Below are 12,037 nucleotides of genomic sequence, written 5' to 3' on the forward strand. Positions count from 1 at the left end.
TTTATCTCACAAATGAAAGTATTTCTTTCATAGTAGTGCGGTTAAAAAGACCTGAGAAAGCAACATATGAAATCATTCCGACAAAAATCAAAATGAATAGATTTTGATAAGGCTCCCATCCGTACTGAGTGATTTCAAGTCTTACCAAATAAACTGATGCGTACATTAAAAGTGAAACAAAGAAAGACTTATATGTACTCTGGATAAAGACTACTGGTGTAATGCCCGTGTATTTACCAGATCTGCTTAAGGTTATAAAAAAGGCAATTGGATATCCAATCAACCAAGCATAGCAAGCACCGATCATGCCCCAATTAGCACCAATTAGAATACTAATAGTAAGCAGAATACATAAGATAACGAGCGATCCTAGATAGATTTTCGGCAATTCAAGTGCATTTAAAAGTTCATTAATGGGGCTGTGTAAAATTCTTAAGGGAAAAACGAGCGTTAAAAGCTGTAAGGGTAATATCATAGTCAGCCACTTATCTTCCCATAATGTTGTCACAATTTCAGGTGCAACAGCCGATATACCAAAATATACCGGGAAAATTGAAATCGATAATATTCTTATAGCTTTTGATATTGATTGTCGCACCAATTCCGTTTGATCTTTAATTTTTGAAAATCCAGACAGAACTATTTCTTTTACAATCATTGCAAACTTTTGTTCTGGAAGAGAGGCGAGCTGCGATGCTGCCGTATAGGCACCAAGTATATTCATAGGAACAAAACGACCTAAGATCAATACATCGATCGTTTGATAGCAATAGATCAAAATTTCTTGAAATATCACAAATATCCCAAAACTATATATGTCCTTCAATGGCTTTAAATTAAAACTCGGCCACACCCTTCTTGGTGACCATAATTGAAATAGAAATGCCATAACAATCAAGCCTAATGTATTGGCATAAACCAGAGACCACACACCAAAACCATTTAAGGCCATCAATACCGAACAAATCCCGATAGAAACATTACGTAAGAAATAGATCAACTCTCTCTTTTTTGCATCTAACTTCCTAACTACTAATACCCGCGGTATCGTTGCAAAGGCAGTTATCACAAGCTGTAATGATAATACTCTCAAAATTAAAACTATTCTGTCGTCACCAAAATAATCGGCAACCAACGGGGCCGTAATAACGACGCAAAAACTTAAAAACCCGCAAAAAAGAAGAATAGCACCGAATGCAAAGCCTAACAATTCGTCTGATAATTCTTTTTTTTGAATTAAAACAGTATCAAGACCAAAGCTGTGAAAAAGCAGAAGCATGCCGATTAAAAACATTGCAGATGCCATTAATCCGTAATCATCCGGAGTAAGTAACCCCATGACAAAAATTGTAATGACCCAATTAATGATCTGCGTTACAAATTTTCCTGCAACTGACCATTTTAATGCTGTTTTAACTTGGTTTTCTAAGCCCATATTTCGCCACTTCTATACTTGTTTGGCAAAGTATATGAAAAATCACTTTATATAAAGTAAACTTTTAAGCGATAACTTTCTTAGCCGACCATATAAATTCATTTCCTGGCTCAGGATTTCTTGAGATCAAATTGGAGGCTATTAATGATAATACTGCAAATCCTGCACCAGCATAAAAGACTAATGAAGGATCCGACATCCATATTAATCCAAAAGTAATCGGAATAATTACAGATGCCGTATGATCAATCGTAAAGCTTACGCTCTGAGTGGCCGCCATATCTTCACTATCTGCGATTTTCTGAAAATATGTTTTAATTCCAATGGCAAGGCCAAAGAATAAATGATCAACCACATAAAGAATAGCCGCGACTAAAGCACTTTCAACCATTGCGTATCCAACAAAAACGATAATCAAACCTACATATTCAATGGTAAGCGCTTTACGTTCGCCAATTGCTTCAATTAATTTACCGAGCAGTGGTGCAATGACAATATTGGCCGCCTTGTTCAATAAAAAGAGCATGGCTATTTCATCTAGCGTGTAACCAAATTTTTCAACCATCAAATAAGCCGCAAAAACCATAAAGATTTGTCGACGGGCCCCTTTTAGAAATGTGAGCAAATAGTAAACCCAATAACGTTTTTTAAGAAAGAGTTTTTTACGTTGCGGTACCACATTTTCAAATTTTGGGAACAGAAACCAAAGATGCACGACCATTGCAATGCCAAGAGAACCAAAAATGGTATATATCCAAATATAATCCATCTCAAAATATTTATAAAGCAGCCAAACAACACCGTAAGCAATAAGTCCCGCCGCTGAACTATAGCCAATTACTTGGCCCATAAACGAAGCCGCTTGATTTTTTGGCAGCCACTGTAAGGTCAAGCTGCTATTGATAGTTTCAAAATAATGAAAGCCAACAGACATAATGAATGTCGTAATAAGAAGCCCTGCGTTGCTCGGAAAAAATCCTGTTATCAATACGCCTACGGATAAAAGTCCCAATGAAAGAATAGCAAATGTCTGCTCACGAAGAATAATAAGAACGAAAACTGCAGTAAACGCTAGAAACCCTGGAATTTCACGTACGGATTGAAGACTGCCAATATCAAAACCAGAAAATCCAGCTTTTTCTACTGTAAAGTTATTCAGCATTACCTGCCATACGGAAAATACGAGCGCCATAATTATTGCCATATAAATCAGCGCTAATTTAGCTTTCTTTTGATTTACTTCATCCATTTGGATTTACCCTGTTTATTTTTTCGAACATTAACAGGTTTACTATTAAAAAGCTTATATTTTTTCTTTAGCAATTTTCTGTGCGCTTACATAATCAGTTTTGCCCGTTCCTAGGACTGGAATTTCATCAACTGTCATGATTGTCTTTGGCGCCATAAGTTCAGAATGACCTTCCAATTTAACACCTTCACGGATCATTTCTTTCGTAAGCTCTTTAAATGTTGAAATTAGTATTAACTGTTCGCCTTTTTTATCATCTGGCATTGAAACAACGACATGATCATCATCAGGCCAAAGCTTATTTAAAATTCCTTCTACAGCAGTCAAAGACACCATTTCACCAGCAATTTTTGCGAAACGTTTGGCGCGTCCAGAAATTTTGACATAACCCTCATCATCAATTTCAACTATATCACCAGTATCATACCAACCATCCTTTGGAACTTCTAAAACACCCGGATTTTCGGCACGTAAGTACCCTTTCATTACATTAGGGCCACGCACAATCAACTTCCCGCCCTTCTCAATGCCCGGAACCGTTTCTAATTTATATTCTATACCAGGCATAAGTCGTCCAACGGTGCCGCTTCTCGCTTGCATTGCCGTATTCACCGCAAGTACGGGTGATGTTTCAGTCGCACCATATCCTTCTAGTACGCGAACACCAAACTGTTCTGCCCAAAGTGATTTCGTTTCCGGTTTTAATTTTTCTGCGCCCGCAAAGACATAACGCATGGAATAAAAATCATACGGATGAGCAAATTTGGCATAACCACTTAAAAAAGTATCTGTGCCGAACATTATCGTTGCATTACTATCATAAACGAGCTCCGGTACAATTCGGTAATGAAGCGGCGAAGGATATAAAAAGATTTTTAACCCTGATAAAATTGGTAATAAAAAACCACCCGTTAATCCAAATGAATGAAATATCGGTAAAGCATTAAAAACACGGTCGCTTGGTGTAAAATCAACCCTTGCACTTAATTGATATCTGTTTGATTGAATGTTCTTATGACTAAGCACAACCCCTTTTGGTGTGCCTTCAGAACCAGAAGTAAACAGAACCACAGCTTCATCATCAGAAACGGGTTTACCGCTTACAAAATTGTGCATTATGTTTGGCAATAATGATGCTAATAGCCCAAAAAGCTTGTCGCCAAGACTTATTTCTTCCTTTAAGTTCTCAAGATAACAAATATTCGCATATTCATCTTAAGTCTTAACCGCATCTTCTAACCCGCCAAGATCAATAAAACGTTTAGCTGTAAGCACCGTTTTAATTTCAGCCGTTTTAAGTGCTGAAACCATATTTCCAACGCCAGTTGAAAAATTAAGCATGGCAGGAACGCGCCCATAACATAGAAGCGCGAAAAATGTCACCGCTGTTCCGACCGTATTAGGAAGCATAACACCAACGCGCTCTCCTCGTTTAGTAAACTGAGCTATTTTTCGTCCCAGTACGAAGCTGCCCAATATTAATTTCTTATAATTTAAAGGCGCACGTTCCACATCCTCAAGTACTATATGCCTACTTCCGTGAATAGCTTTTGCATCGACCAATGCATGAAATAAGGGTCTTTCTATATTACTGGTTTTAAAAATAACATCTGACATAACATCATAAAGCTCTCGCCCTATAAGTCCGCATCTTTCTCTGGCACTCAGTCCCTCGGGGACATCAAATTTTACCGGTTCTTGGATATTAATCGAAATTTTTGGAAAAACCCGCCTTCTTAGAAATCCTTTTAACCTTGAAAATAATGATCTGTCTGCGCCATCTATTCTTATCGGCAAGAGCGGTGCATCAGCGAGGTAGGATATAGTACCCGGCCCTTCATATACTTTCATAAGCGCCCCTGTAATCGTGATGCGCCCTTCTGGAAAAATTACAACTCGTCTTCCACTTTGCACAGCCTTAATCATTGTTTTTGTGGACATTGGGTTTGTTGGATCAACGGGTAAAAGATCAAAAAATGTAAATGCGGGGCGTGTCCACCATTTTTCTGCTACATGAGTATTAATGGCATAAGTAAGCTGATCTGGTAAAAATGCACCAAGAAGAAGTGCATCCAAATAGGATGTGTGATTGGCTATTAATACTGCACCGCGACCTGCTTTCTTATAATTATCAAGACCCTTAATTTACACACGATAAAATAATCTGAGTAAAGATCTAATAATTGATTGAATTAGGTCTTGGGGAAGTAATTGACAAATGTAAAGGGCAACAAAAGCATTCAAAATCGCTATGGTTAGAAAAATTTCCGGCAAAGTAAAATCAAGCATAATTAATGCCATTGCTCCAACGGCAGATCCAACCATAAAAAGACTATTTAAAATGTTATTGGCCGCGATAATACGGGAACGCTCTTCTTCCTTACTACCAACTTGCATAATGGTATAAAGCGGCACAATATAAATGCCGCCTGATACGGCAATACCAAACAAATCACCTACAACACGCCAATTTGATCCATAAGATAAAAAATCTGACGCACCGCTTAATTCACCTACCATGGAAAGAGCAGGTGTGACGACGTTGCCGCTAGCAAAATAAAGATCAATACTAAAGATTGTCATCATAAGGGCCGACAACGCTACAAAACGTGCCGTTACCATCCCTTTAACCAGACGATTACATATCAAAAAACCTATGCCAATACCGACGGAAAAAACACAGAGTAAAAGTGTTACAACTTGATCATCTGATTTAAGAACCTCACTCGCAAAAGTAGGAAATTGAGCAAGATACGTTGCTCCATAAAACCAAAACCAAGAAATCCCCATAATTGATAAAAATACCGGACGTTTTGCTCTTGCTTTTCCAATAATGTTAATGGTTTCAGCCATAAAATTATAATTGATTATTAAGTCAGGCGATTTTCCAGCAGAAAGCGGAATTTTTTGTGCAGATAAATAACCACATACCGACACAACTAAAACCATTATTGAAACAACACCAACCCCAAAGTCCATCATAATTAATAAACCGCCAGCGATAGTCCCTAGCAATATCGCTAAGAAAGTAGCCATGCCAATCAGACCGTTTCCGCCGATTAATTCATCTTCGCGTAAGTGATCAGGCAATATGCCATATTTTATGGGGCCAAAAAAAGCCGATTGCGTTCCCATCATAAACAGGACAAACATTAATACGTATAAATTACCGATGAAAAAGCCAAGTGACCCGATCGCCATCAAGATAATTTCGACCATCTTGATTTTTTAACTAACGCAGAACGCTCCAGTTTATCTGCATATTGACCAGCCATCGCAGAAAAGAGGAAAAAAGGTAAAATAAATATCCCTGCCGCTATCAAAACAAGCAATGCAGGATCAAATCCCGCACGTATGCCAACGTCATATGTAATGAGAACAACAAGTGCATTTTTAAAAACATTGTCATTAAATGCACCCAAAAATTGACTGATAAATAACGGCAAAAATCGAGCCGTTTTAAATAAGTGTAACAAAATATCTTGCATAATACCCCGCTATTTTGTTTGTTATAATCATTGCTAAATATAGCATTTTTAGCAAGCTGTTATTCTCTTGTTCGCTCTTAACGGCCATGTTACTTATTTAAAACCGATAATAATAATTACAAGGTCAGGGTAAGATTATGAAAATTCCACGCATATTTTACGGATGGTGGGTAACCATCGCAGCGAGTGTTGGACTCTCAACCAGCCCTGGTCAATTTGCCTTTGGTGCGCTTGGATTATTTATGATACCGCTCACTATTGAATTTGATGCACCGCGCGCTGAAGTCGCACTTGCATCCACCTTTTTTACTGTCGCTCTTGCCATTACTTCTCCTTTTATTGGGAAAATTGCTGATCGATACGGCAGTAAACAAATTCTTATTCCATCATTATTTATATTTGGTATTTTGCTCGCATCTATTGCCTTTATCGTTACGGAACTTTGGCATTTATACATCACCTTTATCCTTATTGGCATATTTGCCTCAGGGGCAAATGGCCTACCCTTTATGCGTATTATCGGTGAATGGTTTAATAAACGTCGTGGCTTAGCTCTTGGTATTGCGATGGCCGGTGGCGGCGCAGGATATATGTATGTACCGCCAATGCTGCAATTTATCATTGATAATTATAGTTGGCGTCATGGCTATTATACACTTGCTGCAATCGTGTTATTCGTCTCACTTCCCGTCTCTTATTTCTTTCTCAAAAACACACCACAAGAAATGAAATTAAACCCGGACAATGATAATATTAATGAAAAAAGTGAAAATAATTCTGAACCTATTTTGCGGTTTAAAGACGTCGTCAGACAAAAAACATTTTGGCTACTTTATGTGATTTTCGCAGTCCTTTCATTTTGTCTTTATGGGTTATTATCAAATCTAGTCCCGATGCTGATTGATCGCGGTATGGAAAATTCATCTGCTGCAAATGTAGCGGCTATGTTGGGTCTCGCCATCCTTGTATCACGGGCCCTCATTGGACATTTTCTTGATCGATTTTTTGCCCCTCGCGTTGCGATTGTTTCCATATTACTTTCAACAATTGGCGTCGTAATGCTAGCAATGGGAATAGTTGGAACACCGGCATATCTTGCTGCACTTCTTATCGGGCTTAGTATTGGAACTGAATTTGATTTACTGGCTTATCTAACAACACGCTACTTTGGCTTATCGTCATTTGGTATGGTTTACGGGCTTATGTTCTCGGCGTTCTTGGTTGGCACTTCATTTGGTCCGCCAACATTTGGCGCCTCATTTGATCAATACGGTTCTTACATAAATGTACTCATTTTATGTTCAATACTGCTCATTGTTTCAGTAGGTTTATTTTTGATGTTACCAAAATATAGATACACCGCTGAATAAGAAAATTCTTATCCCCTTATTCAGCCGTTATTTGGTCTGGGCTTCGGCCTTTAAACAACCCAACGATATTTTTTCTAAAATCATGGAAATATAAGTAAACAATCGGCACGAGAAAGAGGGTTGCGATGGTTGAGAATAAAACGCCAAATGCCAATGAAACTACAGTTGGTATCAAAAACTGTGCCTGTAAACTCGTTTCTAGCATCATTGGTGCCAACCCAATAAAGGTCGTAAAACTCGTTAAAAATATCGGCCTAAAACGTTCTTCTGCGGCTATCTCAACGGCTTCTAGGGCATTTTTTCCTTCTTTACGAAGTCGATTAATATAGTCAAGCAAAACCAAGTTATCATTAACAACCACACCGGCGGCTGCAACAATGCCCATTATTGAATAAAGACTAAAATTCATTCCCAAGAACAAATGGCCAAGAACAGCCCCCATATAGGCGAATGGCAGCGCCGTTAAAATAATAAACGGCTGACTATAAGAATTAAACGCAACCGCAAGAAGGATATAAATTGCAATCAATGCAAAACCAAAGCCACTCGCTAAAGAGGATGCAAATTCTTGTTGGTTCTTCTGATCACCCTCAAAACTAATTTCAACATCAGGATATTTTGCTTTCCATTGATCTACATATTTTTCCTGAATATCTTTTACAATTTCGGCCGTATTCGCAACATCCTTATTGACGTTTGCTTTCACAGTTAACGTGCGTTGGCGGTCTGTTCTGCGGATAGAAGTATATGCACGTTGATAATCTACCTCAGCAACAGCTTCAAAGGGTACCTCACCGCCCGCGCCTGTTCTAATGCGCATTTCATCTAGTGTATCAAATGACCGCCTGTCTTCTTGAGGAAGTCGAACCATAACTTTTACCGTATCTTTTCCGCGGGCAATACGCTGAACTTCTTGTCCATAAAAAGCTTGCCTTACTTGTCGTGCCAGGTCAGTCAATGTCAGACCCATATTTTCTGCAGAAGGCATAATTGAAAGAACTGCTTCTGTCCTGGCCGTATCGGCCGTATCCGTGATGCTATAAAGGCCTGCATATTCGGCGTAAACTTGTTTCACGTCTAAAGCCATTTGGTCTAAGGCATCGCTATTAGGAGATTTCAGCATCAAATTAATGGCTTCACCAGTCCCCCCCGCGGTAGAAAAATCAAATGATATTTCACGAGCATCCGGAATAACCGGCATAATTTCGCGCCATCTGGCTACATATTTTTCTACATCAAAATTGACTTCTTCTATATTTTGAAAAACAAGAAATGCAAAAGCCATGGACCCATTACCATCCGCCATGACAAGTAAATCTTTAAATAATTCAACATCGGGATATTCTGCTTCTAATTCTTTTTGTAATTCTCTCGCTTTATTCTCAAGAATATAGGATGCTTCATCAACAATGTCATATGGGGCCCCCGCTGGAAATTGAACCCTTGCTTGAATAAAATTCATTGAAACTTCAGGATTAAACACCATTTTAATCCAGCCCGCAGCATGAATTGAAGTGATTATCATACTCATAGATAATATCACCAATAGTGAAAAACCCTTACGTTTAAGTGCCTTATCCAAAAATGGACGGTATAGTACTTTAATAACATGTGATAAAAATGATTTCGCACTATTCTGTGCCGCTTTTGTCATTTTTGAACAACTATCAATGATGAAATTTGGAATAAAAATCATAAAAATTCGTGCAAAGTCATTTGATTTTTTATCGCTCAAATGACGCAAATGTACCGGAAGAATAAAAAGAGATTCCAAGATAGAAAAAGTTAAACATAGTATAACCACCACAGGAATACCTAAGACAAATTGTCCGATTATTCCTTCAATGAAAAGCATTGGGGAAAAGAAAATCATCGTAGTAATCGCCGAAAATATAACGGGACGCGCTACTTTGGCCGCACCATCAATTGCCCCTTGATCACCTAGATTACCTTTCTGGTTTTCCAGATGGACGCTTTCACCAATAATAATCGCATCATCAACAACAATCCCAAGAATGAGAAGAAACGCAAAAAGACTGATCATACTGAGCGCCACACCCGTATAAGGCAAAATGGCAAAACACCCGAGGAAAGAAATGGCAATACCAGCGGTTACCCAACCAGCAAGTGCCGGCGATAAGAATATCATGAGACTAAAAAAGACGAGAATGAGACCTGTTACCGCATTCCACATCAACATATCAAGTCGACTTTTAAATATTTCCGATGTATCAAACCAATTGGTAATTTCAATACCTTCAGGTAAAGAAGGAATGATTTCTTCGTTGATAACCTTATTTATTTCTGCGCTTAACTTCACCACATCTGGCGTCGATTCTGATCTTATGAATATAAAGAGGCCCGGTTTACCGTTCATGCGTAGCAAGATATGATCATCGGTAAACCCATCCACAACATTGGCCACATCTTTTAAAAGTACACGTGTTCCATCTGCATTTTGTAAAACTACGATGTCTTCAAAGTCTTGCTTCACATATGCTTGGCCGCGTGTAACAATTTGAATTTGTCCAGCAATGCTGTCAACTTTACCTGCTGGTAAATTCGTCGATGATTGTGAAATTGCATTTGAAACCTGATCAAACGTTAAATTGAATTTTTGAAGTTGTAATTCTGAAATTTCGATGGAAACTTCATATTCGCGTTCACCGTTAAGTGCTGTTTTTGCCGCACCTGGGATTGCGGCCAGACGATCGCGGACACTACGCCCCAATTCTTTTAATTCAAATTCTGTTGCATCACCATAAATGGCAAGGTTCATGATATCCATTTGTACAAATGAGCGCGAAACAATTGGTCTTTCAGAAAGACTGGGGAATGTATTAATCGCATCAACACGTGCCTTTACTTGGTTAAGGATACTTTCAACATCTTCGCCCTCTTCAATTTCAATCGTTACCGACCCAACACCTTCACTGGCGCGTCCTGTTAACCGTTTGATACCACGAATATCGAATACGGCCTCTTCCAAACGAATAACAATTCGGTCTTCAACTTCTTTGGGGCCCGCTCCCAAATATGGCACACTAACATTAATAATATCCATTGCCGCAGAAGGCATTGCCGTTTTACCAACTTTGACGTAACCGATAATGCCCAGTCCAAAAATAACCAGCATTATCAAATTTGCTGCAACGGGGTTTTTAACGAACCATTTGATCAAATCAGTCATTATTCGCCTCCTGACTGATAACGGCAGCAACATTTTCAGTAAGCGCATTTTGCGGCTGCGTTTCAACGAGCATGCCATCTACACTCAAGGCCAACTGTGAAAGATTGACAATATCACCATCACTTACACCAGAAGATACAACAATATACTCATTATTAGTTTCTAATATATCGACCATTCGGGTTCGCAATTTATTTTCACCATCGACGATCAAAACTTGATTACCTTGCCTAAGGCTTTCCCTAGGCAGACGAACGACATTTTCAAAAGTTTGTCCCTCAATTTCCGCACTTACAAATTGACCGATTGTAATGTGTGAACCATCGTCAGGCGAAAATAGCTCATCACCCCTAAGCTCCGCTACAACATAAAGAATGCGGCTATTAACATCTATAATGCCTTCAGTACGCACCACGCGCGCATTCCACGAATTTTCCTTATTCGCGAATTGACCTTTTAATCGAACCGCATATTGTTTTTCACCCGTTTGTAACCCTTTGAGATCAAATTGCGCAATATCACGATTAGTAAGTGGCAACCTTACTTCTAATAATTCAGTCGAATGATATGTACCAATTGTATTGCCGCGATTTAAAAACTGCCCCAAATCTACACTTTTAGCCGTAAGTAGCCCATCATAAGGTGCGCGGATTTCCGTACGTTCAAGATCAAGCATAGCTTTATCTAAACTTGCTTCAGCTGATCTTAATGCTGCCATAGCACCTTCTCTTTGTGGTAGTCTTAGTGTGAGGTCGCTTGCTTCACCCTGACCAAGTTCCTGCCACTCTGCTTTCGCGAGGGCACCTTCAGCCTCTTCTTGCATAACCCGCTGCTTACGTTCAGCACTGGTGGCTTCAGCTGTGATAACGGCAACCTCATAATCACGTGGGTCAATTTTTAAAATCAATTCCCCTTTTTCAAAACGACCTCCAGCGACAAACTTTGGCGAAACGTAAGTAATTTCACCAGCAACCTGAGGAATAAGGTTTATGACTTGCCTAGCGGCGACGGTGCCTTGGCTTTCGATAAATAGCTTAATATCAGTTGACTTAGCTTCTATGGAACGAATAGTTCTAGGTAAAATTTCAGCTTTTTGACTATCTGGCTCTGGGCCAAATTTAACGATCAGCATTGCAGCAACTATTCCAATTGAAATTACAATAATACCTGGTAGAAATTTTTTAATAATACTCATGACTGGATCTCCTGAACTATTGCAATCGGAGCATTGTTAGATTTGAAATCGCCCCCCAATGATAAATAGAGCGCTATACGGTTATTAATTCTTTGTTTTCTTATACTGAG

9 protein-coding genes are annotated in these 12,037 nt (G+C 38.9%); 1 reads left to right on the plus strand and 8 read right to left on the minus strand.

Annotated elements, in window-relative coordinates; genetic code table 11:
• Position 1: 1 nt before the first annotated feature.
• The 6 genes from ACTF6W_RS07655 to ACTF6W_RS07680 form a co-directional block, all read right to left on the minus strand.
• Positions 2 to 1,435, minus strand: a complete 1,434-nt coding sequence (locus ACTF6W_RS07655) for a lipopolysaccharide biosynthesis protein (RefSeq protein ID WP_438993951.1) — start codon at positions 1,433 to 1,435, stop codon at positions 2 to 4.
• Between the two features lie 64 nt (positions 1,436 to 1,499).
• Positions 1,500 to 2,684 carry an MFS transporter gene (locus ACTF6W_RS07660; protein ID WP_438993952.1) on the minus strand — a complete coding sequence of 395 codons (1,185 nt, stop codon included), beginning with the start codon at positions 2,682 to 2,684 and terminating at the stop codon, positions 1,500 to 1,502.
• Positions 2,685 to 2,738: 54 nt separating this feature from the next.
• Positions 2,739 to 3,800 (minus strand): AMP-binding protein, encoded by a 1,062-nt coding sequence (locus tag ACTF6W_RS07665; RefSeq protein WP_438993953.1) that lies wholly within the window; start codon positions 3,798 to 3,800, stop codon positions 2,739 to 2,741.
• Between the two features lie 99 nt (positions 3,801 to 3,899).
• Complete coding sequence (locus ACTF6W_RS07670) at positions 3,900 to 4,760, minus strand: 1-acyl-sn-glycerol-3-phosphate acyltransferase (protein ID WP_438993954.1); 861 nt, start codon at positions 4,758 to 4,760, stop codon at positions 3,900 to 3,902.
• Positions 4,761 to 4,829: 69 nt separating this feature from the next.
• Positions 4,830 to 5,903 (minus strand): MFS transporter, encoded by a 1,074-nt coding sequence (locus ACTF6W_RS07675; RefSeq protein WP_438993955.1) that lies wholly within the window; start codon positions 5,901 to 5,903, stop codon positions 4,830 to 4,832.
• Entirely contained in the window at positions 5,885 to 6,172 is a 288-nt protein-coding gene (locus ACTF6W_RS07680; protein WP_438993956.1) for a hypothetical protein, read from the minus strand. Before ACTF6W_RS07680 ends, ACTF6W_RS07675 begins: the two co-directional genes overlap by 19 nt.
• 137 nt (positions 6,173 to 6,309) lie before the next feature.
• Here ACTF6W_RS07680 and ACTF6W_RS07685 point away from each other — a divergent pair, with 137 nt between their 5' ends.
• Complete coding sequence (locus ACTF6W_RS07685) at positions 6,310 to 7,542, plus strand: MFS transporter (protein WP_438993957.1); 1,233 nt, start codon at positions 6,310 to 6,312, stop codon at positions 7,540 to 7,542.
• A gap of 16 nt (positions 7,543 to 7,558) precedes the next feature.
• On the opposite strand, the gene ACTF6W_RS07690 is transcribed toward ACTF6W_RS07685, so the two are convergent.
• Entirely contained in the window at positions 7,559 to 10,732 is a 3,174-nt protein-coding gene (locus tag ACTF6W_RS07690; protein ID WP_438993958.1) for an efflux RND transporter permease subunit, read from the minus strand.
• On the minus strand, positions 10,725 to 11,927 hold the full coding sequence (locus ACTF6W_RS07695; protein ID WP_438993959.1) for an efflux RND transporter periplasmic adaptor subunit: 1,203 nt from the start codon (positions 11,925 to 11,927) through the stop codon (positions 10,725 to 10,727). Before ACTF6W_RS07695 ends, ACTF6W_RS07690 begins: the two co-directional genes overlap by 8 nt.
• Positions 11,928 to 12,037 lie beyond the last annotated feature (110 nt).

This window comes from Pseudemcibacter sp., assembly GCF_965661635.1.
In the GTDB taxonomy this organism is placed as follows: Bacteria; Pseudomonadota; Alphaproteobacteria; order Sphingomonadales; family Emcibacteraceae; genus Pseudemcibacter.

Bases quoted from the DNA above. Each gene is read 5' to 3' on its own strand.
- ACTF6W_RS07675 (WP_438993955.1), bottom strand. From the start codon at position 5,903: ATGGTCGAAATTATCTTGATGGCGATCGGGTCACTTGGCTTTTTCATC.
- ACTF6W_RS07695 (WP_438993959.1), bottom strand. From the start codon at position 11,927: ATGAGTATTATTAAAAAATTTCTACCAGGTATTATTGTAATTTCAATT.
- ACTF6W_RS07690 (WP_438993958.1), bottom strand. From the start codon at position 10,732: ATGACTGATTTGATCAAATGGTTCGTTAAAAACCCCGTTGCAGCAAAT.
- ACTF6W_RS07655 (WP_438993951.1), bottom strand. From the start codon at position 1,435: ATGGGCTTAGAAAACCAAGTTAAAACAGCATTAAAATGGTCAGTTGCA.
- ACTF6W_RS07665 (WP_438993953.1), bottom strand. From the start codon at position 3,800: ATGCACAATTTTGTAAGCGGTAAACCCGTTTCTGATGATGAAGCTGTG.
- ACTF6W_RS07660 (WP_438993952.1), bottom strand. From the start codon at position 2,684: ATGGATGAAGTAAATCAAAAGAAAGCTAAATTAGCGCTGATTTATATG.
- ACTF6W_RS07685 (WP_438993957.1), top strand. From the start codon at position 6,310: ATGAAAATTCCACGCATATTTTACGGATGGTGGGTAACCATCGCAGCG.
- ACTF6W_RS07680 (WP_438993956.1), bottom strand. From the start codon at position 6,172: ATGCAAGATATTTTGTTACACTTATTTAAAACGGCTCGATTTTTGCCG.